Raw genomic sequence first — 25620 nt, forward strand, 5'->3', positions numbered from 1 at the left:
TTATTGTTTTTACTGGTGGTTACGGAGGGTTTCGGGGTCAATCAGGTAAACGAGCGTATTGTATTTTAATTTAGCTTTATTCTGGCGTATTAGCTTGCTTACGGCGGTGGTGGTCGATTCGAACATGCGCGAAACTATGCTCATCACCATCTGGTTATTGTTATCCGCGGATTGCTGTAAGGTGAGGCCCTGGCTGGCATCGCTACCGAGATCTTTTGTAAAATCCCGAAATGCGGACGCCGGAACATACAGGCCGGGTAAACCGTCATTATCATAAATAGATAATTTGACGGGCAACAACTGGTCGTCCTCCATAATGGATTTAATGGTTAGTAATACCCTTTGCCCGGTAAAGCCGGATATTTCGGCATAGAGATAAGTACCCTGTTTAATCAGAAAATGCCCGGCCATCATATCTTCCAATAGCCGGATGCGCAAACGTGATCCTGCATAACCGGTGATATTCTGGTCGACAATGGCGCGGATGAGTCCGTTATGCTGTTCGGGCATGATGGTATTAAAGGCAGCGGTTGAATTGCTGGCTTTAGTCACCGGCAGCGTTTTTTCCTGTGGTGTTGCCGCTGCCAGTTTTTCAGTTAAAGCTTTCCTCTGTTGCGCCTTATATTCCGGGTCATGTGATTTATCCATGCTATCTATGAGCGCCATTTGCTGGCGGAATAATTGCATAGGATTGGCATTCTGCGAGTTGCCGCTATTGGTGTTTTGCCTGGGCTGGCTGCGCATTCGGTTAAGTGCATCTGCCAAGGCTTGATCTGACTGGTTGTGTTTTGCGGGCTTAGTTGGAACCGCCGATGCATCGGGAAAACCTGAATAATTAGGAGGTAATGACCGCGACCTGTTGTTTTTATACTTGGCGGCAACTGCTTTTTTCAAGGAGTCAAGCTTCCTTTTCTCGGCATCGTTATAGAGATTTGGCGCTGCCGAGGCAGTCGTCGTATCATCCTGTAACTGGTTGATAGCGGTGTAGCCATCCGCTTTTTTGTACTGGTCGCGGTAAGCATCCAGTTTGTCGGATAAGGTGCTTTTCTTAACCTGGTCGGAAACATCGGCCACGTTATCCTGTAGGGTTTCCTTTCCTTTGGCAACCGCTTTTGGCTTACCGAAGCTGCTTTTATAAGTATAAAAAAGTAGCAGGAAGAAAGGCAGCAGGATAAGCGGCAGGACGTACCTGGGGCTTTTAAAATTTACTTTCATGAGTTAATGATTTAGTTATTAATGGTTGGGCCGGGATTTTTTAAGCAAGGCGCGCAGATTTTCCATTTGTATTAGTGCTTGATTCAGGGTCAGGCTGTCGGCATGGGTAAGTGTATCTTTTTTCAACAGTAGGTCGACCTGTTGCTGGGTAGCCCATAAAGTTTGCAAAGCGTTCGCGGTGCTGATAATTTGGCCAAATCCGGAAGCTGTATTTTGAACCGATGCATTTACCTGTACGATTGGCCTTTGCTTCTCCCGCATGACTGTAAAAGCCAATACGCCTGAAAATAGAATGGCAATAACCATGGCGGTGAAAACCTGGCGGGGATATTTTTCCATTAGCTGGCGGCTTTTTGAACCAGCGCGCTCGAAATAAATACCAAATTCCTTTTTCAGTTCGCTCCCCAATGTTTTACCGGGGTCACGGTTGGAAGTTATTTTTCTGAACATTATTGAGGTCTTTGTTTTCAAGGGTTTTCCATTGGGTAATCAGGACGGCGTTGGGATTATTGTCCGAACGCACGTCGAGGTCTTTGAGGTAGCCCTCCGTGACCAGCGAACGGGTCAGGGTGCTGCTTCTGCGATCAATCTTCTGTTTCCCGTAATACCTGAAATATTTGTGCGGCATGTCCAAATACACCGAGTCCATTGTTATGGTGAGCACGGCACTGGAGGATAAAATGGAATTGAAAAATCCTTTTTCCTTAAGGTTATTATATTGCAAGGCACCGCTTTCATCGACGAGATACATCGCCTGCTTCATTTGGTATTCGATGTATTTATCATCGGGAGTCAGCGTAAAAAACAGGCTGTGAAACCGGATAATGTCGGAGCGATATTCAGCTGCGCGGTTCATCTGCACATCGGTTTGCCTGGCCAGTACCGGGGTGCTGTTGGCATCCAGTACATAGATACTTTTACGGGCTATCGCAACCTGTTTGTAGGCAAAAAAACTAACTATACCCACCATTGCCAGGGCGCATAAAAAGCTTCCTACGGATAAAAAAGTAGCCAGCCTGATCTTTGATTCAATGTTTTTTATAATCATAATGGGCTTGGAAATAAAAAAAGCCGCCTTGTCGGGGCAGCTTTTTAGTGGTTATTAAAGAGGTTATTAAATCTTGGCGATCATACGGGTAACTGTCGCTCCGAGGCTGGAAGCGCCGCGTCCCATAGTAGAGGCTGCCGAGGTAATACCTGATGTCGACACTATCCAGGTGGATATGCTTGGTACTGTCAACATAGTTAAGCCGCCTATCAAAAAGGTTACTATGACCATTCCAAAGGATAAAATGCCATTGGAGGCGAACCAGCCTAACTTCTCCATTGAGTTTCCCGCCGAAGTATCCAGTAATTGCTGGAAACGGGTAATTTCAGCTTCCATTGCAAACTGCTGAAATTGAGTGGCGATATAGAGTACGAGGAAAGCTATTCCGCTGTACAGGTTGACTGATATAAACCGGGCGACCCAGGTCGTAAACGAATCCCGAAAAGCGGGCATAATACTGACTGCGACGGAAAACGGCCCGAGTATAATCAGTATCGTTGAAAATATGATCTGTATAAAGAATATGATGTAAACACATATTCGTAATATCCAGATGGCACAAGTTTCCAACAAGGACGTGACCAGTAGCTGAAGCCCGACCTGCAGCCGGTTTCTTAATTCAATAATCGGGTTCCATATTTGTGCAAAGCCATCTTTGACGGCGGAGGTGACAGATTCCCATGCTTTCCCGTACCACGTGGTGGCCTCATTGCTGGCAACTTCGGTTTGTGCCTGCATACTCATCAGCGAGTCGGCGACCGTTACCATTAACTGCGCCCGTTGCACCCGCAGGTCGTTTAGCTGGGTTTCGCTGCCGTTAAACAGGGCGTTGGTTTTGCTTTCGATGACGTCTGTTGGAAAGGCCACTACTTTCGTGAAAGTTCCCCACCAAAGTATTACCATGACCAATCCGAAAGGCCGAAGCAGTGGCATGACTTCCAATTGCTTATCTCCTGACATCATTTCGTATGCCTTTAGTGAAAAAAAGATGATCATAAAAATGGCGGCAAGCGCCTGGGCATCGGCAATGAACGTATCGTATTGTCCCCAAATGCTGGCTTTCATAGCCTGCAAAAAGTGCATGATACCGTCTTCATAAACGCCGTTGCCTTGCAAAAAATTAAAGGTGTCCTTAAACGAATCAGATACGCTGACCGGCTGGACTTGTAATAACATACCGAGCATAAATGATTAGTTAAAGTTTGTAATTGGCTAATATTTCATCCGCGATCTGTTGGTCTGACTTGTAACCAGCCGGGATGGTGACAGGAGTTGTGGCAGGCGATTTCAGGCTTTTAGCCTTTTCGCTCAACGCGAGGAAGGTACCAGCTTGCTGCTTTTTAGTTGCCCAAGCCGAATTTAGCCTGCGGTATTCGGCCAGCAAACGATAATAGGTTAAAATGCGCGAACCCCGGTCAAGTGTCGTCGTTCTCGCCGTGTTGAGGCGTTCGGAAAGGCTGTGCGATTGTTCAAGGTACCAGTTGTAAGTACCGCTGCTAACGAGATAATTTTGCACTTTGGATGATACGCCGCTTAACAATTGGCTATCTTGCTGGTTAAGCAAATCCTTAAATTCCTTACTATAGTATAATAACCACAAAGGGTCGGCGGAGGATACCAGACCAGAATAATTGACGGCTTCAGATACAGCGGTATTACGCAGCGTATCGGCTTGTAATTTATAAGCATTGTCAGTATTCTGCATGGCGGCCACAAGTGCCAGCCTTTGGGTCTGCGGGCCGGACGGACCGAGCGGACGGAGATCGGTTTTATGATAGTTCGGGAACCACGCCCAGGTCAACCAATATAGCGGATTGAGCCAAAGAAAACCATGGGTCGGGGTAAAATCATTTTGATTCCATTGCTTAAAAACCATGCGCTCCTGCTGGTAACGGACTGATTGGTCGTTGACATACATTTGGGCAAAGGTGTATTTGCCCAGGCATAGCAATAGTATTGCTATGATTGCTGTTTTTTTAATCATAAACTTATTGTTTTAGTAATTGATACTGGAGTAATAGCTGGTCGGCCAGGTGGGTGTCCTGATTGATAAATCCCTGGAAAGGATCGGCTGATTTGATTACGCCGTTCAGCTTCGCAAAATACATGGTTTTGTAAATGCTGTAAGAAAGCGCCCGCATAACCTGCAAGTCAAGGATTACCTTGCGCAATAAAAAATCGCGCTTTTCATAATCCATCAATACGTTGTCGCCCTCCTTTAAAATAAAGGATGATACTTCGGATACCAGGTTGATGCCCCGCGTTTTCATTTGCTCGGCATTCTGCTGGGCGAATAATAAGAGTAAAGGATCGGCTTTGGCGAGGTTTGTGATCTGGCTACATTGCGTCGTGATATCGCCGATAATTTCCGCGACCTGCTTAACGGCCAGCCCGTCTTTGAGTGTGCCGTCAACAGTAGCGAGAGACTGGTGGATCATATCCTGTACCAGTACAACTGAACTTACGTTAAGATTAATATTGTCCAAGTCCTGCTTAATCTTATTCAAAGAATTTTGGTGCGTGTTTTCTGCGGCTTCCCTCGTCAAGCCGTTTTCGTTAACGATGGCAAAATGCTGAGCATCGAAAATGATAGTTTGGGCATAGGTCTTCAGGCCGCCTGTTACGAACAGGAATAGGCCGATCAATAATTGTTTTTTCATGGTTTTTCATTTAAGGGCCTTGGCGTTCCGCATAATGTCATCTACCAAACTTTTGTCCTGGTTGATGAAACTGCCAAACGGGTTGCCCGATTTGGAATGGAGTTGATTGTTAAAATTGATGATAGAGTTTAGCAGGCCGCGCGATGCGCCATCGATGCGGCGCAATTCGCTAATCACGTAACTGAAAAGCATCTTGCGGTCACTGGCCTTCATTTGGTTTACGTCGCCAATACTTAAAATCAGTCCGGCGCAATATTCAGTTAATAAGGTTGCCTGGTCGGCGAGGTCGGCCTCGGAGTTCACAGCCAGCAGGATCAAAATGGGATTGCCCTCGCATTGCGCTATAATTAGTTTTTGCTGGCTGACAATTTCGTTGACCAACGGAGCGGCTTCCAGCCCGATCTCACCTGCATCAATCACCAAGCCGAGCGTATGAAGGCGGCTTTGGATATTGCGGTAGGTCGTTTTCAGGGTGGTCATTTGTGATTTGTTCACATCCTCGTTGGCTGTTACCGTTGCCTGATTCGTTCGCGCGGTTGTTTGACGGTCGTGTTCAGACTGGCTTTCGGTAACCAGCTGGTCAATCAGTTCCACGTTGGTTTGTGCATAACCCATTTTTACCAGCAGCATTAGGCCGAGGCTTAAATAAATCAGCTTTTTCATGGCTTCAGGGTTTTGGAGTTTTGGATGATGTTATCGCCGATCTGCCGGTCTATATTGATAAACCCGGAGTATGGATTCAGCGATTTCAGGATACCGCGCATTTTGGCATAATACATCGTCCGGTACATCCCATAAGCAACGCCCCTGATAATTGATAATTCATTGACTATGTGGTTTAGGAGCTTGGCTCTTTCACCGCTATCCATTAAATTGCTCTGCCCGCCTTGTAATATGAAGGTGCTTACCTCGGCTGAAAGTGCGGTCGCCCTGGTCTTAAATTCCGTAGCCCCTTGTTGGGCAAACAGCAATAACACCGGATCACTTTGGGCAAGGGTGGCCGCTTTATTGACGTCGGTTACAATGTCGCTGCTGATCTCGGCAATATCCTTAATGGCCAAAAGGTTCGACATGATGGAGGACACCTGACTTAATCCTTTGTAAATATCCTTTTGCAAGGAATTAACAGCGGTTAACTGGCCGGTTACGGCAAGCTGGCCGGTTTGGATGAGCGTTAATTTATTGTTAGTAGAATTCAACTGCCCGTTGATGATGCCCGAATGCACCGCCATTGCCGCCGCTGTTGTTGGATCGACGTAGACTGCCTGGGCTGAAACTTTCGCGGCGCTTATTGCCGCAAGGATGATTACGAAAAATAAAGATTTCATAGTTTTGAGTTTAATGGTTAAGCCGCATTTTGAGATAGCGGCCCGTGCTTATTCACTTGTTTCACAAAAGCTTCCAGCTTCAGACCTGATGTTTGCAGGTCATTTACAAAGGCGGTTAATGCTGCGGGATAATCATGGAAAATGGCTACGTATTTTTCTACCGCACTTTTCTCCGGCTTTTCGGTTGTATAGGTCAAATACTGGAAGATGGATACCTCTACACCATAAACCTCGCCTGTATTTCCCCTGCGGATATAAACCTCTTTGAATTTTCCCCGGCCGTCCTTGTTATCCAGCTGGTTGATGGTAAAGATTTTCTTTTGTTCTGTTTCAGACATGGATAACAGTTTGGCGATCTCCTGGTAGTTGTCCTTAAACCGGGATTGGTCAAGCAACATGATGGTATCCGAATTACTCAGTATACTATCCTTTACTACCGCGTTCCCTAAAATGTCACCGAGTTCCTGGGTAACCACTATTGCTTCGCCCCAAAACTTACGAACGGTCTTGTACAAGTACAATAGATAACCTGCCATCAATGGCGACGCAATGGCTTTCCATGCTTCCTCTACGATCAGGCACTTGCGGTGATCAGAACGGTATCGCATTTTCTGGATGAACACATCCATAATAATGAGCGTGACAATGGGGAATAAAATGCGGTTTTCTTTTATGGAATCTATTTCAAAGACAATAAACCGCTCGGTAAACAGGGACTGGTCTGCCGCTTCATTAAGTATGCTTTGGAATTCGCCACCTTTGGAAAATTTTTTGAGTACATAACGAAACTCGTCCACATCAAACGGAATGCGTTCTTCCTGCTTGATCTGAGGTATTTTGGTTAGGGCAAAATCATAAAAGGTATTAAAACAAAACGGGTAATCTGCTTCTCCAAAACCATAGCTGTAATAAGCACTGATCACATTGGAAATCACATCCCTTTCTACTGAGGAAATACTACCCTCGGCACCTTTCCATAACAGGCTGATAAGGGTAACCAAAAAGTCCTTTTTCTCGATATTGTATTCCGCTTCCGTGATCTGGAAGGGATTCATCGTAATGGGCTTCTTGTCGGTATAGGTGATGTACTTGCCGTTGTAATAACTGCACAGGCCTGAATAAGAATGCCCGGTGTCCACGATCACCACGTCCATGTTATACAGTAGGTATTGCTCGGTCAGGGAATTGATAAAGTACGATTTACCCGAACCGCTCGGACCTAAACAAAAGCGGTTTCTTGCGCTTATCCTGTTTTGTCGCATCGGCAGATCTGATGGGTCAATGGCTACTGGAATGCCCTGCCGGTCAGTGAACCTTACCAAAAAATCGGACGGGTCATCGGTCAGCAGGGCTTCCTTGAAAAAAAAGCAAAGGGCTGCATCAGAGGTGGTCAGGAACCAGTCGTATTTCTGTAATTCGACTGCATTACCCGGTAAAACAGACCGGTAAAGTTCCATTTGGTTGTAGGCGTTTTTGGAGGGGATAATTCCTTGCTGAAACAGGGCGGCCTCAATATAATTTGCTGCCCGGCTTATCCGGTCATCCTGGGCGCAGACCATAATATTAAAATGGGCATTCACCAGTAGCTGGTTATCCCTGGCTACATCGGCCAATAACTGATCGATGTCTTCGACGCATAGATTATTAGCTGGGTCGGGTACACCGGCGTGTCGTTTGCGTTTCAATTCCAGTTTATTCAGCGTTACCCTTTGATGCGGAATCTCCAGAACCTGATTAAAGATGATGCAGTCATAGCTGGGCACCGTGTGCAGGAAACTAAAATTATCTACCGGAAGCGTACTTTTGGTTTGGCCTTCCTGCTTTTCAGTATAGGTAGCGACTTGCTCCGGCAGTTCTATTAGGTCGGTATCGATCAGGCTGATACTTCGAATTGTGCGGCCACCCATTTTGAGTTCCTGGTCAAGTGAAAGCAAATTATCGAGCGTGATCAGGTCACTGGAAAACGACATACCCAATATCCGTTTGACATATTGCTGAATGTCTTTTTCTTCTAATAGGGTCGGCTGCAGACCTGCGCCAGATAACAGGTCGTTTGTTTTAAGCACCGACTGTTTGAATTCATTAAGTGCTTTTAGATCGAAAACATAAAAAGCATTTCGCTTAATCTGCCGGGTAATAATGAGGTAAGTATAAATAGCGGTGTATTCGCGTCCCTCGAAGTGCTCGTGATATTTCTCCTGCAAAAATTCGGCAGCGGGCTTCCCTTTGTATTGTTTCCGGCAAAAAACGTCCTGCTTTTGGATGATATAACCTTCGCCTAAGATTTTAACGAGATTAAGCAGCAGGCCGTGATAACTGTTATAGCCGTCCGGGTCGGCTGCATATTGCAGTACGGGATTTTGAATTTTAAAAATAACTGAGTAATCGCCGCGCAGGCCATATAACAAGCTTAACCCGTTATGTTGGTCTATACCCGCATACGGCAGTTCAAAGGAGTTTTTCTGATGGGATGCCATGGGATTGAAAATTGACGGGGTGAACAAAAACGCCTTTGTGGCGTGACTTGGAGTGGAGGCCCCCTTTCTGTTTTTGGAAAGTGTAAAAGAGTCCGCCTGCAATGGTGATGATGGTAACGGCACCGCCTAAATACATGCTGGTTAGTGCGCCAGTTAAGCCACCTGAAACCAATCCAATAACCAGTGAGCTGATTCCCCAGGCGATGAATTTGCCTTTGAAGCCTCGATAAATAAGGGGCTTTTGAAGCCCCTTATAAATTGCGTACTTGCGCATCATACCCCGAAAAAGGCCTTGATGACTACAGAAACCAACACCAGGAAAAGGCAAGATCCGCCCCAGCCCATGATCTCCTTGTTGATATCCTGATCCCCTGAGTTCCACTTGATGTAAACCCGGACGCCGCCGATAATACCGACCACGGCACCGATGGCGAGACAAAGTGTCGAAACAGGGTCTACATAACTGGTAAGGGATGAAGTGGCGGCATTGATGCCTGTTGTACCACCTCCGGTTTGCGCGAATGCGCCTTGTGCTGCAAAAGTTACGGACGCAGCTACTGCTAACAGTTTCTTGTTTTTTACTGTCATAAAACTTAAAAAATAAAAGGGTGAATAAAAAAATGATGGATTGTTAAATCCCGTAAAGGGCTTTGATGAAGATGCCTGCGAGTATCAAAAACAGGCAGGAACCGAACCAGCCGATAACCTGGGCATCAATCGGGTGATGGTGCCGATGGCCTCTAATCTGCCAGTTGGTGTAGACCCGCAAACCGCCGAGGATGCCAGTTAGCGCGCCGATAACCAGCACGAGATCTGAAAGGCTGAAATACACACTATGGAGTTGCTGTGTAGCCTGGTTAAAATCATCGATGCCGGGCGGGTTTTGGGCGTACGCCTTAAATGTGAAGGCAAAAAAAAAGACAGCGGATGCTGTCTTTAAAATCAATGATTGATTTCTCATTTCAATATGGTATTGCCTTGGTGTATTGCAGCAGACCTGCCTGTGCAACTTTGATCAGCTCTTTTAAGCTGACCGCACCTGTTGATTCTAATACAGGTGATGGATAGGCGGGCGCAGTTTCCTGGGCAAAAGATTCCTGCTGAGGTGCCGTCGCACTGTTTACCGCCTGCTCAGGCTCGTCATCGTAGACAATAATTTCGGGCTGGGAATCCTCGGAGAAAAAAAGGATATCCTGATCAGCTTCTCTGCCGTGGGTTTTCTGTTTAAGGTATAGGTCGGCCAAAATATTGATGGCGTAATAGCCCAGGTAAATGCCAATGAGCAATAGTATAAAATGGTTCCAGTTCATAATTCAATGGTTTGCAGGGATGCTTTGATGTAATTAATTAATTCGGGACGCTCTTTAAAAAAGCTGTCGAGGCTGTAGGCGATCAACTTGTTCATGTCGATACTCTTGGTCACTTTAAGTTGCTTGAGCATAAAGACTGTGCGGCCATCCAACCGGATCAATAGTTTTTCATTTCCGGTTAATTCGTAGGCGGTCAGTTCTGCAAATAAGATTTCCAGCTCTACTGATGGTTTTTCGGGGGGCGGTTTACCAGCTTTCTTCCTGACGGGTTTATCCTGATTGTTAGCATTTGGTTGACTTTGTTTCGCCGTTTCGGGTTCTTCGATACCGGGTTGCTGGCGCATTTTTTCCCTCAGTTCGTCGGCTAATGATCGTATTTTAGTCATAGGGCCTCCTTTTTAAACAGGTATTGTTCATAGATACAATTGAGCGTAGGCAACACGACCGGATACAGGATCAATGGGGTTTGAAAAGTGCTGATGCGCTGAAAGTCGATCCGGTCAGGAAGGCTTGGAATGATGGGGCCAAATTGACGTATCACTTTTTCCACCTCGGCCTGGGTTTCATATTTAACTGTTTGTTTAATACGGTTAGGAATAAATATCGTTGGAGCGCGGTTATTGATTCGACGCACCACCATGGCAAAAAGGATAGTTGAGTCCACCGTAAACTCGTCATAGGCAAAAGGACATATGATAAAGTCAGCTGCCGCGATTGCAGGGATCAGGCCGTCGTCATCCATTTTGCCCGGCATGTCTAAAATGGCTATATCCTTTTTCTTTTTGCTGATAACCTGTAGCAGATCCGGGAATTGTTTCAGGTCGGTTGGCACCACGTCATAAAGTGGTTCGTTCTCCAGTATTTTTGCTTTTTCTGCTTTGGCCGCGATAGATTGCTGGTAATCCATGTCCAGTATGGTAACCGGGTGCTGATGAACAGTGGTGAGGTAGTTGGCCAGGAGCAGCGTGAGCGTACTTTTTCCTGCGCCACCTTTTTGGTTGCCTATAAGAATGATCATAAAATAAGTTTTAAGGGTTATCGTGTATTGGTTCTTGCCTTGCGTTTTCTTTTGCGGTTCCTGCCATTGATCTGCTCGTCATCGATATCATCGGATATATCAATTCGCAATGGCGGGAGGTATATGCCTGGGGCTTGAAATCCTGTAAATTCGGTGTGATAATTTTCTATGTCATCAGCATACCAATTCTCCGATTCGTCGCCGTTAATTTGAGGGGATTCAAAATCTTCGGATTCAGGGAATTCGGCTATCTCCACAGGTTTATTGATGGTGACATGATTGGCTTGTTCAGGTGCCGGTTTGATAAACTCGGCTAATGGCATCAGGTCGCCGCCTTTATACACGGCTTTTTTTGCATGGTCAATTACTGTATATCCATAAGGTTGTTTACCGTCTTTTGCATGAAAGAAGATTTGAAGGCCAAAATTTCTTTGCAGCATTCCGGCCAGTTCGGAATTATAGCCGGTCGTTTTTCCTTCGCCGCCTCCTGCCAGTTTACTTGTTTCAGGAAAAAGTTCAGGGTTAAAATCAGGCCGGTATTTTTCAATGATGGCTCGCAATTGCTCTAATCGCTTTTTATTTTGCTGGTAATCCGCAATGCGTTCATCAACTTTTTCAACGGGCAGGCTATCCAGTTTTTTACCGAACTTGAAGATTTGATAAATACCATCTTTTAGATTTAGGGTATATCCTTTTATTTCAAGCAACATCATGAACTGCGCTCTTGAACTGAAGTTGTACGTTAAAGCATTGTTCTTATCTTTTTGGGCCTGCAAATTTTCGTCCAGGCCTATAACTTGATTTAATACCTGATAGCCCTTAATTCTTTCGTAACTATCCTTAACCTTTTTGCCGTCCCTGCCGATGCGGGTGGATACGAGATGTACGTGGTTATTTTGAGTGTCCTTATGAAAAATTATCAAATAAGGGTTGCTGCCATAACCCATTCCCTCTAACCATTTTTCGGCAATACCAGTTAACTCCGATTTGCTGTGATCCCTGCTTTTCGTTGAAATGGTAACATGCAGCTGTGGGTAAACAATGCGTTTATTCTTATCGGTTACAGCCTCCAGGTAATTGACATAATCCTCTGCGCGTGGGTTAGAAAGTCCGGATAATGCGCCGAAATTCTTTACCTCCATCAATTCACCTTTGTCCAGCAGTATTTTGGCAAAACTGTAGCCGACACCCTTAAACGAAGATGCAGGCCTTAAAAATTTTACTATCATATCAGCCCCGGATTAGACGTATAATTTGCCGGAGCGATTTTTCGGTATCGTTACGGATTCGGGCATATTCCCGGAAAAGCAGGTTAAACTCCTTTACCACCATCTCATCAAGCCGCCCCCGCTTGTTAAGGATATTTGCATGCCTGGCCAGCTGGTTAATGTTATTTCCCGCCCGGCCTAATTCTGCGCCCATTACATCCAGCCGATTTAAAACTTCGCGGGCGTTAACCAGTTGTTTATGCTGGCTGCCTAACAGGCGGTGCCGGATCAGGTCGGTATGGTTCATACCGAGTTCCTTTTCCAAAGCAACAAGCTTGTTGTATTCATCCTCGGTCAGCCTCGCCCGGATAAAGCGTTCCTTTTTTCCCTGCTGTAATTCGGGTCGTCCCGATTTCTTAAAAGGCTTGCGGGGTTGATCCATCGGCTTATTTTTTTAAAAGGAAAACCAAGTTGCGCAGGTTTTCCCATCCCATGCCGCTTTGCGGCAATGGGCAAGTAAGTTTTTGTGACACAAAAACACAACTTGCCGCTTGTAAAACAAACGGGGGGCTGTATAAAGGGCTATATGTATATGCGGCTATATTCAGGCGCTGGCAAAAAAAAAGCCCTGTTAAAACAGGGCCAATTGTACTGAATTTATTTGTGCTTGTTTAATCGCATTCAGGGTTAGCAGGATAACACTTTGCTTAAAATTGGTGGTGTCGGTATGGCCGATGACGGCGGTCATTTTAGCCTTTAGGTCATTTAAGCCTGCTGTTAAGGCCTCCTGACGGCTGTTGAATTGTTTATCGTAAACGGAGATACGCGACCCGCCGCCAGCCATCCCATAATTATAATCCAGGGTATAAGTCCATATAGGGTTTTGTCCCCGGCCTAAATAAAGAATACTGTGTTCGCTGAACCTGTCGGGATTCCCTAATATAATATCCTCCCGTTCCAGGAATTTTGGTTGAATAAACCAGCCGTTTTTATCAAAACCTATTTCCGTAAAGCCAAATTCCAGTCCTTTACGATAGGCATAAACATTCATGGTCATGTGCCTCAAATCATTTCCAAAGCTATTAAACCAGTCCAGTTTAGCTTGGTTATTTTGTTCTACCGCTTCGAGCATCTCGTTTAAAAGATGTTTTTCATAAGGCACAAGGCAGCTTTTGTTGATATAATCCGTAATTACGTTTTGCGATTGTGGGCTTAAAATCAGATTTTCCATAACATACATTTAGTTTTTTTATGCAGGTATGAAAAGCGTTTGCCTGACCTGTCAAGGGCCGTGATGCAATCACGGTTTATATACCCTTGACGGGTCAAAAAGGCAAAACGCAATACCTTTGCATACTAAAAAACTAAATGGTTAAGGAAAGCTGGCCAGCAAAAAGAAAAGTATTAAGGACATCAATCAAGCAATTTGTCCTCTAAGGATTTGACCTTTATATCTGAGATTCTATGCTTCTCCTTCAGTTCCGCAATTTGCCTGCGGTATTTTTCGCATTTGATCCGCAATTTGTGACTACCGTGCAGATGTCCCATCTTCCAGCCTTCCGAATAAGAGGACGTTTCATAAAATTCTGTTGGGTCAAAGGGCGCATAACTGCCTGAATACCATTTAAGGAAAGAATAATAAAGGTATCGGCCGGAAAAATAAGTGAGTGTAACGACAATGATTTTTGTCCAGGTGATGGTGATTTCCATAAGTGTTAATGTTTAAATATGAATAGGTAACTATGCAGATAGCGGTATAGGTAGCTATGCCAATAAAGGTCTATCGGACGATATAAATAAGCACATAGCTGTTTAGCTATTTATACCGATAGCTGATTAGCTGAATAGTTATTTATATAAATATTCGGATAGTTGAATATATAATTAAGTGGATATATAACTAAAGAGATATTCCTATAGCTGTATAAACAGCTAAGCGTTTATATAACTTACTGTCTATCCAGTTAGCTGTATATTGGTATATCCGTATATATAGCTAAAGGAATTACCTGCGCAGGCCGGTCTTTACCAGGTTACTGGTATCAGCAGAAGGTAGGCGGTAGAGGTTATCCAGTTCGGATACCAGCCTTTGATTATAATCCTTGAAACCGGCATAATTTGAGGCGCTGTTATGGGTCAGCGGATAGGCATTTAGAAAAGTCCGGCTTGCATCTTCACCGGCATCATCATTATCAAAAAATATGGTTCTATCATTAAAATCTGAAGCCCGTTTGATGGCCGCTTCGATAAATGTTACCCCATTTAATAAAATGACTGTTTCACCGTCATCCCGTTGTTCAAACTTCCAGCTGAGGTAATCGATCATTCCTTCAAACAAGGCCAGCCGAGCAGAGTCACCGGGAATTATGGTTAATCCCTTCGGGCCGAGGCATCCTTTAAAGTAAGGATTGTTGACTTCCCAACCACCATTCTCATTTTTCCAGCCTGCCGAAAAAAAGTATTTGCGGAGTTTTTTCTCATCCTCGATGTAATAATAAACCTCCTTTAAGTGCTGATGAGCAACCGGCCATATGGCCCTGGATTGCAGGTAGTTTGTAATGGCTGGATTATTACCAAGATCCCTTACTTCTGAAATCTTATAATTAGGTATTTTGGTTGCTTTTCTTGGCCTAAAGTTTTCGCGGCTTATAGAGGGTGCTGCTCCTGGTTCTATATTACAGGTTTCATTTATTCTCTCTAATACGTCTCTGAAACCGAGTGGGTACCAATAGGCCAGCGCAAGGTCAATCACGTTGCCGCCTTTAATGCCCGATGGATTAGCGCCACCCCAATCGTACCAAACACCGAGTTTGTCATCAACACAAAAAGAGGGTGTGCGTTCTTCACGCAGCATACTCAAATAAAAAAGTTCTTTGCCGGATTTGTAGGCCGGGTGATAGCCCAACCGGGCCAAAAAGTCAACCGGGGACACCTGTTCCCTGATTTCCTGCGCATTGTAGTTAATTAATGTATTCATTTGTTTTGCAATTTGTAAATGGATCTAATCTTACAGATAGCGTAAAAGTTCGATTGATTTGGCTATCGCCGCTACTTCCAGCCTATCAATGCGCCAAACGGCGGAATGATCCCCGTCTTTGCGTATAGTTAGTATTCCTTTTTCAGCCCAATTTTCGATATTGGCCCGCCCGTATTTTCGGAATGCTTCCGACTTTTTGAGGTAGGGTTTCAGTTTACCTACTTTGGTTAGCGCCTGGATCGCGCCCATTTCGGCAGCTTCCCGGATTATAAGTTTAAGCTGCTGCGTTGATAGGGTCAAATCCATCGCCAGAAGATTTAATGAGCGTTATTTGTTCCTGGTTGAAGCATACCGTTACTGAGTTGAACTTGAGCGCTCTTATTTTTGCTGCGCTTAAAAATTCAGGATAATTCAGGATCAGGATGTTGGGGTAATACTGCTTATTAAAATATCGCCAGTAGAGGTAAGCGGTAAAGTCCTCGAAAATAACGAGGTGGCCAGCTTCACCAGAAATAAAGGTCATTCCTTTGGGGCCAAGACAACCTGTGAAATTGGGATGCCTGATTTCCCATCCACCATTTTCGTTTGGCCAGCCAACTGCGCAAAAGTCCTTACGCTTTTTATTTTGGTCTACTTTATAATAGTAAACCTCCCGAAGGTCAGCGGTTACCAATTCCAATAGTCCCTCAGTTCGCAGACTTGCGCGAACAGCTGGTGTTTCGCCCAATGGAAGCGTTTGTTGAACATGATAATAAGGCAGTTTAGTCGGCTTTCTTTTCCGACAATTACGGTTTTGCTTGTTCGTTGTATTCATCGTATTATTATCTAAATGGGAACCGGCAATGGGTAACGAACCCAAATAATTCACTTTTACCGGTTGATGAAAAATCCGGGATTACGTGCGTTGGCCTGTACAGACCATGCCCAAACGGGCTGCCCAGGGTTCGCTGTTGTCCAGTCCCGCCTGTGCTTTTGCATAGCACGGGTTGCTGTAGCTGCTTCCTGATTCCCGGCACAATGCCGGGTAATGCTTCATCCCATGATGTCAAAAAACGTTCGTTAACCTGCCCGCCGAAGCGGGCGAAAGTTTATCTGTCCGAAACTGGCAGATAGGTTCCGCGATTACTGGCCGCTGCAATAGATTCCAGTTTTTCGCGGTCAATCCCCGATTTTGAGATATAGATTTGGCCTTTTAAAGGTTTGAATAAGCCTTCGGAAATCCAGCGGTCAACCTGTGAGCGGCCATACAGCCGGTAGGCTTCCGCTTTACTGACCATCGCATTTTGAGAGCTTGTTTCTGATAGCGCTTTAGCGGTGCCACCAGTAACAGATTCGAGAAAAATACGTGTCAATTCAGCCTGTTTTATCATTATCCCTTTGGTGATTATGGGAGCAAATAACTCGGTATTTTGAACGCTCAAAAAGCGCAAAATTTTGTTGCGCCCAGAATTGCGCCCTTGCACCCAGTTGATTATCAGTAAATTATACCAATTGGGTTTTTAAGATATATTGAACAGACAAAAAAAAGCCTCCCAGGGATGGGAGGCTTTAAAATGAAAATAGGAGACGGTCAGTAATTTCTAATTTGTATGATGAGTTTTTCAAGGGTCGCTATTGCGGCATCCTTATCGGTTTGCTCGATACGATAAGTGCTTTTGCGCATACTGTCCCAAGAAATATTTTTTATTTTGTCAGTGGACAGATATGGAACTATGGTTCGGAAAACCAAACTTAGCGAACTGGCTATAACCACTTTGGTATCGTCGGCAGCTTTAAGTATAATACCGATCTGGTCTGCGCTGAGCTTGCATAATATTTTAGAAATCAATCCAGGCCGTGGAGGTGTATTATTGGGAGCGTTAGTTGTTTCCACTATATATTTGCCATAGCGCTTTTTAAAGGCCAACCCCATGTCCCTAATGTATAGAACTATATTTTCGCCGGTTGCAGCCAATGGGTGATCATCCGGGTAGGCTGACAGGTTTTGCACAGCCTGGTGTTCCAGTAGCATCAATGAGTCATAATATTGTGTTACCACGGCTTTTATCTTTTTGAAAGAAAAAAGGTAAAAGGTATTCGTTTTTAAATCCTTTAGTACCTCCTGCAGTTCCTGGTCAAATTTACTTTCAATTATTTCAAGCTGCTGGGATTGCAGATCAGCCACTTTTGTTTTTTCCGGATTTAATGTTATTTCAATTACTTCGTCCAGCCATGCATATGGATAGACATTAAAACTCTTGTTTCGCATATTCCATTCCACTAATTTTTATTGTCACACATCTGAACCTTCAAATATCCGTGACCCTAAAAATCAATTCAATAGGTAATTTCCCTCATTTTTAAACAATAGGTGAAAACCACTACCTTGTGATTTTTAGTTAAATAACTTATGCAATAGCGAAACCTTGTTTTTTACATTCGTTTTTTCGTAAATATTTTGAATATGGTTTTCGACAGTTTTACTTGCAATAAACAGTTTTTCAGAAATTTGACGATATGTACAGCCTTGCCGGATTAGCAGCACAATTTCGATTTCACGGTTAGTCAGTTTGTAAAACCTACACAATTCCTCAAACAATTCGTTTTTAGGCTTAAAACTTTCAATTGAAACAAGTCGCTCGTACTCTGCCCTGGCATTCTTTATAGACCGAAAAATAAAAAGTACGGTTATGCATATTATCCCTGTGTTTGTACATAGTACCTCGACTAATTGATTGGTTTCAACTATGCCAAATAATGCTAAAGAAATCCATGGAGTTATAGCGCAATACATCGAAATCTCTTCAAAATACTTGTGATTGGTTCGGTCAGAGATATGCTTTCTCCTGATTGCCTGATACATTACGTAAAGTAAGACGATTGCATAAATTAACGGCGCAATCATTCCGTATTTAATATCAAAATTTAAATTTCCGTTGATGGCATAAACCAATACAAAAAATATTATATAAGGACCTATTAAAAATAGGGGTACGCCAAAAAGTGCATGCCATCGTAAAGTTTGTAAATCGAAAGCTTTATAAAAATAAAACGGAAAGTACGAAGCCATAAGAAATCCACTTCCGTATGCCACCATTTCCTGAACTGAAATAGGTATTTTGATTTTAGGATCGGGGAAAAGTCCGCCAGTAATATTATAAAAAAGTAAAAGTATTAGCAAAATTAGATAAAGCAATCTATTCTTGTCCTGAGGTCGAAATAAATAGTAAAAAAGCTGAAATAAGAACATTCCGGCTTCCAACAGTATGAAGATGAACGTGACTATATGAATTTGAGTGCCAAAGACTAACATACATTTATATATTAGTCTACTTTTAGAAAATAGAGTTTATATCCTAATTCTAATTCAGCGTAAACTTCGAATCCAAATTTTTTGTACCATGGAATATTATTGATGGTTGACGTTTCCAAAAATATTGGCAAATTCTCGGTTGATTTTACTTCAATCAAGTCAGAAAGCAACTTACTTCCGATTCCTTTGTGCTGCCAGCCAGGTAAAACTCCTATAAACCAAAGATATGCCATGTCTATTTTGGGGTGAAGTTTTTTTATGGCACTTTCCCTATTTAAAGCTTTTAAAACCTTTAATATTCCAATAGCTTTAAAAATTAATTTAATATCTAACCAAACCGCTTTTATACTGAAGTGCTTCTTTTGAGGATATAAAATTAAAGCGCAGGCTTTTTGATCATCCGATAGAAAAACATCTCCAAATAAGTAACATTGCTCGAAGGAGTATTCCATCAAGGCGGCTATTTCATTTTTATTTCTCTGATGGTTTATTATATAATTTACGCTTTGATTGTCGTAAAATGATTGTGATAAAATTTCAATAACGATTGTCTTGTCTGAATAATCTGCTCTCTTCATATTATGATAACGATTATGGGTAAATTAATAGGCGTAATATATATTAACTCAACGTAAAAAATAATACGTGATTAAATACCATTACGCAACATTAGACTGATAATGTTGCTTATTAATTAATATAGTTAAGGATATTACGTTATTATGACGATTCGCTAAAGAGTGCGATTTTTAAATGCCCTGGGCGGGCCTTAAGATAATAGGTATTCAAGCTATGTTGAATTATCTTGAATTAGTTGCAGAAACGAAGATTATTCGTTTTCAAAATGTTTATTGTAAAGAGCAATGATATCCTTTTTCAAATCTAATGGAAGATCATAGTTAGATTTCCAAATTAATTTTCCTGTAACAGCCTCGCCTGGCGACGACTGAATAATATCACATCCCTCAAGAACATCTTCCATTTCGTGTATTTCGAGGTAAGGTTCATACTTGTCTTCCATTTTTTTAATTTCTGGATCAGTAACAAATTCCTGCATTCTATCGCTGTAGGATTTCGGTTGTACAAATAATGTTTCCATGTTTTAAAGTTTACTTTTTAACATATCTATCTTTTCTCTTTCACTTGCTAATAGTCTTTCGTAAAGCTTTTTATTTTCCTCGATAACTTCCAACCATTTTTCAATCGGATTGAATGAGCAATGGTAATTTTGCGATCCTACTGCGCCTTGATTAACACTATTATCATTAAATGTATTAAAGTAGGTGACGGCTGCTTGTTCGTCAAAATTTTTGATTGCTTCTACAGGTACTTTGAGGATTTTTGCGACTTGTTGAAGAATATCATCTTCAATTACTTCTTTCTGTTCCAATAATGATACTCTTTTCTGACTCCATTCTTCGCCCAATTCAAAAGCCAACGCCTCTTGCTTTATACCGAGCATTTCGCGGAAACGTTTCACGTTTCTGCCTTGGTGAATTTGATTGGGCTTCTCGGCTGATGAATTCATTTCTATAAGTCTTTTTTAACAAAGGTAAAAAAAATAGCATTGTAAGCTAAAAGCACTTACCAGTGGAGTCAGAATAAAATAGTCGTTTTTTTTTCTAAAGTAATCATTTTCAGAATAGGATAGAAACTCGTTGTAGACGTCTTTTGAACCATTATGGGAACGATAGACTTAAAAACAATTGGAAATGATATCGCCGAAAATATATCGGTCGAAAAAATTTACTGCATTCAAAACCTAAGTAATGACAGTTATTATCTTATTATAATAATAAATCCTGCTTGTGATAAAAAATTTACGGAGCTGGAGCCATTTGTAAAAATGGCTACCGGTGATAGTGATAAGTTTTCTTACAATTTCGTTCATTTTGAGGAATTTTTAAATCAACTAAAAAATGGCAACTTACTATTCCATTTTTTTTGTAACGATGTTAATCTTATCTATAATCGATCAGGATGTGTCAATAAGCCTACATTTTCTTCTGAAGATTTCGTAAAATGGAAAACGGCAGCTAAGTCAAATTTTGAGGAAGGAGTTAGAAAGACGAAAGGCTTTATTGATGGAGCCAATTTTTTCAGCGAGAGAAAAAATGATGGCTTAACAGTTTATATGCTTCACCAATTTATTGAATTAACATTTCGCACACTTGAGTTAGCTTTGCTTGCTAAAGAAAAGAAAACACATAATTTAAGAACACATCAAGAGTTAATCGCTCCGTTTCATCCGCACCTTCATTTATTATTTCCAGAAAATTCAGACGAGGAAAGAGATATTCTTAAAACTCTAAATGAGTCATATTCTTCCGTTCGATACAAACATAATTACCAGGTAAATGAGTCCTACATCCCGTTATTATTTCATCGAGCATACCTTCTACAAAAACGAGCGGAACAAATTTTTGATCATTTCAATCTGCTACTTGATGAAACAATTGTTTTTTTAAATCAATCAGTCCATGAGGCATTGCCTGATAATACCATTTGTAACGACGATGAAACATCTAAAAATGAGATTTCACAATTTGAAATTTTAGGAGATGAAGCAACTTCAAATTATTCAAAAACATTGGATTACTTTTTAGCCGAATTTATTAAAAAATACGCGCCTCAAGTGATTTACAACTTTGGTAATATTCACCACAGTAAATCAACAACTGGCTGCTTTTTAAGACCGTCCAAAAAAGAGTCCGTCCATATGTTTTTGGTGGTGATTTTACCAAACGCCGGAATTCAACTAATGAATGAAATGCAAGAATATGCAAATGCAAATTTTTCCGGGGGGCAGATAACAATTGTCGCTCAAAGTTGGGAGTACATTTTTGCCGCAATGAACAGTGGCAAAACATTTTACAATAATATTCTCCGCAAGGGAATATTATTATACAAAAAAGGAGAATCAGAGTATGACAAACTTGTTATTCCCGAAATTGATCATATAGCTGTTTTAAATTCAGCTGAAAAGGTTTACAAAGTTCGAAAAGAAACGGCAGAAGGTTTTTTATTAGCTGCAAAAAACTGCTTAGAGGCTGGTTACTTCAACAATGCCTTGTTTTTTTTACATCAAGCCACAGAGCAGGCTTGTTTACAATCAATTCGATTACACATCGATTATCGATGTGAGGTACATAATATTGGCCGGTTACTCGATTTGGTAGAATGTTTTAAACCAGGGTTGAAAATCCTACTAAAATGTTCTGTCAATGAAGATAACCGTCTATTCAAGCTATTAAAGGACAGTTACTCATCAAGCCGTTATAGAACTGATTTTAAAGTCGATAAACAAGACGTTATTGATCTTTATGATCAAGTCAATTCTTTTGTTACTGAGGCCGACGTTATAAGTTTTAGTAAGCTTGGACACTTAATAAATTCCGCACACGAATTTGCCCAAGTTCAAAATGATTTGAGACCGGCGCTAACGACGACATAAGCGGGTCTTTACACTCAACTGCTCTCCCCAAAGCCTTTTGAAACATCCGCTATTATTATTGGAGCCTGCCTCCGGTCAGATTGGAATCCCCACTAAAAAACAAATTAGTCATTTCAATGGGTAAAAAGGATGAATATGAATTGAATTATGGGAGTGCATTATAGATAATTGAATCATTCCGAAATCTGTACACCATGGCAAATAAAAATAAATCAAAAACAACTCTTCGTGACTCATCAAGTCCATATCGTCTATCCCTCGATGAAAAAACGCACTTACCACCATTAAGTGAGATTACTTCGTCTGATGATGAAGACGCAAATAAATCCAGATATCTACACTATCGCCCCTCTGACTTTAAACGAGGAACGCTATTCGTTGATGTCCATCTTTCGCAGGAAACTCAACAAATAAAAATTTCGATCAATCCTGATTTTTTGATGGTTTCTTGTGATTGTAATTCGAAAGTACAAAAGCTTTGCCGACACTTATTTAGAGTTTTCTCTGACCTGCTCAAAGAAGAAAAATATAACTTTTTCAAGAGATATACTGAATTCCCTTATTCCGATTACGATTTTTTCGATAAATACTTAAAGCTTGACCATAAATATTGGCGACATACAGAAGCGATACCAAAAACTGAGTTCGGGAAGATATATAAATTTGAAGATTCAATTAAGTCCGAGAATATATTGCCATTATCGGTTTCTATTCCGCCCCCGTACAGAGAAGAAAGCGCTGAAGCAAATTCAATAATCTTTGTGATGTCAGGAATAAGATATGTGGCGGAGATCCCATTTTTAATACCTTGTATTTCAAAATTCAACGTAAGAACTGGTAAGGTTTTGAATTTTATTGAATTCAAACATCCTGGTGACTTATCAACAGGTAAAAATCTTGTACAAAAAGCGCTGAATGCGTTTAGCGAGGATTTCAATCAGCTACTCGGATTTAATAAAAAGCCAAGTGAACACAGAGAAACCGAAAACATATCACAAACGAGGTTAATAGCATTCAATTATTGGAAGTGCTTAGTTCCAATACTCGCGGAGACCGGAGATGTATTTTATTATAGCGGGTTCGAGAGGAAGGTTGATCTAAAAGGAAAACCTAAAAAATCCTACATGGAAAAAATTGATTTTTCTATCGAAAGAACAAAAATCTCATTCACATTAGAACAACACGACGGTTATTTTAAATTGCTCTGTCATGCCCAAATATTAGATAGAAATGTTAAAATAAATTCTGTTTACCCTTATTCATCACCGTTTTTCTTCACGCTTCATGATAATACAAATCTTTACTATCAGTTCAGGTCATTGGAAGAGGGTAATATCATCTCCGAATTCCATAGAGCAAATTACTGTTTTACAATCCAATCGCAAGATCTTGAAGAATTTAACAAAGATATACTCGCACCAATAGCTGTCGATTATCCAGTAGCTTATAAATTTCTTTCTTTTCCGAAAGAAATTCAACTAAATATCGTTGAAAAACGAATTGTCTTAGAGGATCATGGCCATTATGTTTCATTTAATCTATTAGCACTGTATGATAACGGTGCGCTCTTTTCTGTGCTAACAAATGGTAGCGCCAATTTGATTTACAAATTTGAGACGATCCAAATCCAACATAGGGATAAATTAAACGAAGAATTGTTTAAAGAATCTTTCGTCAAGTTGCACCCATCGTTTAAAATCCAAATAAATGACAACGCCCTATTTTTATCAAAAGAGTCTTTATTGGATGAACAATGGTTAGCTAAATGTCAATATTTAATGTCAGATGTAACATTTGTAGGTATAGAAAGTATTATTGACTTGAATCTTCATCTCGGCGAACCAATAATTAAAACAGACGTTCATCAGGGCGCCGACTGGTTTGATGTTTCAGTCTCAGTAAAATTTGGTGAAGAATTAATGACACCTGAAGATATTCACAACGCTTTAAAAAAACGATCTCCGGTTACTAAACTTAAGAACGGCAAAATTGCCTATTTACCGGACAGTTTTTTCAATAGGCTATCCAAACCCTTCAGGCATGGAACTTTAACCGAAAAAGGTGTTAAAATTCCTCGGCAGCAATATACTCTAATTGATAAATTATATGATAAGTTAGCTAAGCCGAATCTTGCAAAATCCCTACTTGAAACTACCCAATTATTTTTAAATATTGACGACGCACCATTAATTGAAGTTCCCAACAACGTAAACGCCATCCTAAGGGGATATCAAAAAATTGGTTTCACTTGGATGGCCAACCTAAGCATTCATAAATGGGGTGGACTACTGGCAGATGACATGGGTTTGGGTAAAACCTTACAAGTTTTAACCTTATTGCAATATATAAAAAATAATGCCCAAATATTCTTTCCTCATTTATTGCTTGCTCCCACATCTCTATTATTTAATTGGAAAGAAGAAGCGGAAAAATTTTGCCCTGAACTAAATGTTCTTTTTTTCCATGGTTTTAGTCGAGAAAAAAATCCCGAGGAATTAAATAAATACGATTTAATAATAACTTCCTATGGTACATCCTCAGTAGATATCGAATTTTTAATGACAATGCATTTTCATTATCTCATTCTTGACGAGGCGCAAGCCATTAAAAATCCTTATTCGCAACGTTATAAGACAACCATGTTAATTCCAGCAGAAAACAGAATCGCGCTAACTGGAACACCAATTGAAAACAGTACCACCGATCTTTATGCTATTATGAATTTTATAAATCCTGGTTTTTTTGGCACCTTAAAAATGTTTAAAGAAAACTTATTGCCAATTGACAATAATGATAATCAGGAACGGAATGATACAATTGCTGAACTGATTCGCCCATTCATACTGAGAAGAACCAAAAAACAAGTTGCCAAGGATTTACCACCTAAGACAGAGATGATTTTATGGTGTGAAATGGAATCAGAACAGCGGAGAATCTATGACGATTATAGAAAGCTATTTAAAAAGAACTTAGTTGAACGAATTGACAGTGAGGGGCTGGAAAGATCAAAATTCTATGTACTTGAAGGCTTAATGAAGTTAAGACAAATTTGCAATTCTCCGCTCCTAATGAAAAATGCTCCACAGTTTCACACTACTTCGTGTAAAATAAAAGCATTAATGGATCATATTTCTGAAAACTCACTTGAACACAAATTACTTGTATTTTCTCAGTTTACGAGCATGCTTAGTTTAGTTAGGAACCAGCTTGAACAGCAATCAATTTCATATTGCTATTTAGATGGCAAAACGACACCTCTAAATCGTAAAAAAGAGGTTGACACATTTCAAAATGACCAGTCTATTAAAATTTTCTTGATTAGCCTTAAGGCTGGCGGAGCCGGTTTGAATTTAACTACTGCCGATTATGTTTACCTCCTTGACCCATGGTGGAATCCTGCAAAAGAGGATCAAGCTATTGATCGTTGTTATAGAATTGGTCAAGATAAGCACGTGATGGCTTATAAAGTGATCTGCAAGGACACTTTGGAGGAAAGGATTCTCGATATGCAACAACGAAAGAAAAGGCTTGCGGAAGAAATAATACCAACCGACGAAAGCATTTTACGCACTATGGGTAAAGAGGAAATTTTAGGCTTATTGGACTAAACTCATCGTTAAAAATAGAAAGTAA

General features: G+C 41.3%; 30 protein-coding genes. 2 read left to right on the forward strand and 28 right to left on the reverse strand.

The window, feature by feature from the left end; translation table 11 throughout:
- Positions 1 to 9: 9 nt before the first annotated feature.
- The 28 genes from GS399_RS13540 to GS399_RS13675 all read right to left on the reverse strand — a co-directional run bounded on the left by GS399_RS13540 (position 10) and on the right by GS399_RS13675 (position 20061).
- On the reverse strand, positions 10 to 1215 hold the full coding sequence (locus GS399_RS13540) for a conjugative transposon protein TraM (RefSeq protein WP_160845185.1): 1206 nt from the start codon (positions 1213 to 1215) through the stop codon (positions 10 to 12).
- Positions 1216 to 1233: 18 nt separating this feature from the next.
- On the reverse strand, positions 1234 to 1665 hold the full coding sequence (locus tag GS399_RS13545; protein ID WP_160845186.1) for a hypothetical protein: 432 nt from the start codon (positions 1663 to 1665) through the stop codon (positions 1234 to 1236).
- On the reverse strand, positions 1637 to 2263 hold the full coding sequence (gene traK, locus GS399_RS13550) for a conjugative transposon protein TraK (protein ID WP_160845187.1): 627 nt from the start codon (positions 2261 to 2263) through the stop codon (positions 1637 to 1639). The genes GS399_RS13545 and traK overlap by 29 nt, the downstream gene beginning before the upstream one ends.
- A gap of 66 nt (positions 2264 to 2329) precedes the next feature.
- Complete coding sequence (locus tag GS399_RS13555) at positions 2330 to 3439, reverse strand: TraJ family protein (RefSeq protein WP_237487948.1); 1110 nt, start codon at positions 3437 to 3439, stop codon at positions 2330 to 2332.
- 19 nt (positions 3440 to 3458) lie between these two features.
- Positions 3459 to 4247, reverse strand: coding sequence for a hypothetical protein (locus GS399_RS13560; RefSeq protein ID WP_160845189.1), 789 nt, complete (start codon positions 4245 to 4247; stop codon positions 3459 to 3461).
- 4 nt (positions 4248 to 4251) lie between these two features.
- Positions 4252 to 4923 (reverse strand): hypothetical protein, encoded by a 672-nt coding sequence (locus GS399_RS13565; protein ID WP_160845190.1) that lies wholly within the window; start codon positions 4921 to 4923, stop codon positions 4252 to 4254.
- Positions 4924 to 4929: 6 nt separating this feature from the next.
- Complete coding sequence (locus GS399_RS13570; RefSeq protein WP_160845191.1) at positions 4930 to 5586, reverse strand: hypothetical protein; 657 nt, start codon at positions 5584 to 5586, stop codon at positions 4930 to 4932.
- Positions 5583 to 6251: a hypothetical protein gene (locus GS399_RS13575; RefSeq protein WP_160845192.1), complete on the reverse strand. Its 669-nt coding sequence runs from the start codon at positions 6249 to 6251 to the stop codon at positions 5583 to 5585. Before GS399_RS13575 ends, GS399_RS13570 begins: the two co-directional genes overlap by 4 nt.
- 17 nt (positions 6252 to 6268) lie before the next feature.
- Positions 6269 to 8728: a TraG family conjugative transposon ATPase gene (locus tag GS399_RS13580; protein ID WP_160845193.1), complete on the reverse strand. Its 2460-nt coding sequence runs from the start codon at positions 8726 to 8728 to the stop codon at positions 6269 to 6271.
- Positions 8700 to 9005, reverse strand: a complete 306-nt coding sequence (locus tag GS399_RS13585) for a DUF4133 domain-containing protein (RefSeq protein ID WP_160845194.1) — start codon at positions 9003 to 9005, stop codon at positions 8700 to 8702. The genes GS399_RS13580 and GS399_RS13585 overlap by 29 nt, the downstream gene beginning before the upstream one ends.
- Positions 9002 to 9316 (reverse strand): DUF4134 domain-containing protein, encoded by a 315-nt coding sequence (locus tag GS399_RS13590; protein ID WP_160845195.1) that lies wholly within the window; start codon positions 9314 to 9316, stop codon positions 9002 to 9004. Before GS399_RS13590 ends, GS399_RS13585 begins: the two co-directional genes overlap by 4 nt.
- A gap of 43 nt (positions 9317 to 9359) precedes the next feature.
- On the reverse strand, positions 9360 to 9689 hold the full coding sequence (locus GS399_RS13595; protein ID WP_160845196.1) for a DUF4134 family protein: 330 nt from the start codon (positions 9687 to 9689) through the stop codon (positions 9360 to 9362).
- Between the two features lies 1 nt (position 9690).
- Positions 9691 to 10038, reverse strand: a complete 348-nt coding sequence (locus GS399_RS13600; RefSeq protein ID WP_160845197.1) for a hypothetical protein — start codon at positions 10036 to 10038, stop codon at positions 9691 to 9693.
- A complete protein-coding gene (locus GS399_RS13605; protein WP_160845198.1) occupies positions 10035 to 10424 on the reverse strand; it encodes a hypothetical protein in 390 nt (129 codons plus the stop codon). The genes GS399_RS13600 and GS399_RS13605 overlap by 4 nt, the downstream gene beginning before the upstream one ends.
- Positions 10421 to 11056 (reverse strand): ParA family protein, encoded by a 636-nt coding sequence (locus GS399_RS13610; RefSeq protein ID WP_160845199.1) that lies wholly within the window; start codon positions 11054 to 11056, stop codon positions 10421 to 10423. The genes GS399_RS13605 and GS399_RS13610 overlap by 4 nt, the downstream gene beginning before the upstream one ends.
- Positions 11057 to 11073: 17 nt before the next feature.
- Positions 11074 to 12285, reverse strand: a complete 1212-nt coding sequence (locus GS399_RS13615) for a relaxase/mobilization nuclease domain-containing protein (RefSeq protein WP_160845200.1) — start codon at positions 12283 to 12285, stop codon at positions 11074 to 11076.
- Between the two features lies 1 nt (position 12286).
- Entirely contained in the window at positions 12287 to 12706 is a 420-nt protein-coding gene (locus GS399_RS13620; protein ID WP_160845201.1) for a plasmid mobilization protein, read from the reverse strand.
- A 189-nt stretch (positions 12707 to 12895) separates the two neighbouring features.
- Entirely contained in the window at positions 12896 to 13495 is a 600-nt protein-coding gene (locus GS399_RS13625) for a hypothetical protein (protein ID WP_160845202.1), read from the reverse strand.
- Positions 13496 to 13677: 182 nt separating this feature from the next.
- Positions 13678 to 13974, reverse strand: coding sequence for a hypothetical protein (locus GS399_RS13630; RefSeq protein WP_160845203.1), 297 nt, complete (start codon positions 13972 to 13974; stop codon positions 13678 to 13680).
- 295 nt (positions 13975 to 14269) lie between these two features.
- Complete coding sequence (locus tag GS399_RS13635) at positions 14270 to 15241, reverse strand: DUF8464 domain-containing protein (RefSeq protein WP_160845204.1); 972 nt, start codon at positions 15239 to 15241, stop codon at positions 14270 to 14272.
- 30 nt (positions 15242 to 15271) lie between these two features.
- Complete coding sequence (locus GS399_RS13640) at positions 15272 to 15547, reverse strand: hypothetical protein (protein ID WP_158993882.1); 276 nt, start codon at positions 15545 to 15547, stop codon at positions 15272 to 15274.
- Complete coding sequence (locus tag GS399_RS13645) at positions 15516 to 16055, reverse strand: DUF8464 domain-containing protein (RefSeq protein ID WP_160845205.1); 540 nt, start codon at positions 16053 to 16055, stop codon at positions 15516 to 15518. Before GS399_RS13645 ends, GS399_RS13640 begins: the two co-directional genes overlap by 32 nt.
- 274 nt (positions 16056 to 16329) lie before the next feature.
- Positions 16330 to 16611 (reverse strand): hypothetical protein, encoded by a 282-nt coding sequence (locus GS399_RS13650; protein ID WP_160845206.1) that lies wholly within the window; start codon positions 16609 to 16611, stop codon positions 16330 to 16332.
- A 200-nt stretch (positions 16612 to 16811) separates the two neighbouring features.
- Positions 16812 to 17489, reverse strand: a complete 678-nt coding sequence (locus tag GS399_RS13655; protein ID WP_160845207.1) for a hypothetical protein — start codon at positions 17487 to 17489, stop codon at positions 16812 to 16814.
- A 126-nt stretch (positions 17490 to 17615) separates the two neighbouring features.
- Positions 17616 to 18401: a helix-turn-helix transcriptional regulator gene (locus GS399_RS13660; RefSeq protein ID WP_237487949.1), complete on the reverse strand. Its 786-nt coding sequence runs from the start codon at positions 18399 to 18401 to the stop codon at positions 17616 to 17618.
- Between the two features lie 143 nt (positions 18402 to 18544).
- Entirely contained in the window at positions 18545 to 19111 is a 567-nt protein-coding gene (locus GS399_RS13665; RefSeq protein WP_160845209.1) for a GNAT family N-acetyltransferase, read from the reverse strand.
- A 251-nt stretch (positions 19112 to 19362) separates the two neighbouring features.
- Complete coding sequence (locus tag GS399_RS13670; RefSeq protein WP_160845210.1) at positions 19363 to 19632, reverse strand: hypothetical protein; 270 nt, start codon at positions 19630 to 19632, stop codon at positions 19363 to 19365.
- A gap of 3 nt (positions 19633 to 19635) precedes the next feature.
- Positions 19636 to 20061, reverse strand: coding sequence for a helix-turn-helix domain-containing protein (locus tag GS399_RS13675; RefSeq protein WP_160845211.1), 426 nt, complete (start codon positions 20059 to 20061; stop codon positions 19636 to 19638).
- A 153-nt stretch (positions 20062 to 20214) separates the two neighbouring features.
- Here GS399_RS13675 and GS399_RS13680 point away from each other — a divergent pair, with 153 nt between their 5' ends.
- Positions 20215 to 21987, forward strand: a complete 1773-nt coding sequence (locus GS399_RS13680; protein ID WP_160845212.1) for a HEPN domain-containing protein — start codon at positions 20215 to 20217, stop codon at positions 21985 to 21987.
- 194 nt (positions 21988 to 22181) lie between these two features.
- Positions 22182 to 25595 (forward strand): DEAD/DEAH box helicase, encoded by a 3414-nt coding sequence (locus GS399_RS13685; RefSeq protein ID WP_160845213.1) that lies wholly within the window; start codon positions 22182 to 22184, stop codon positions 25593 to 25595.
- Positions 25596 to 25620: the final 25 nt, after the last annotated feature.

The organism is Hufsiella arboris, from assembly GCF_009834875.1.
GTDB classification, from domain to species: Bacteria; Bacteroidota; Bacteroidia; order Sphingobacteriales; family Sphingobacteriaceae; genus Hufsiella_A; species Hufsiella_A arboris.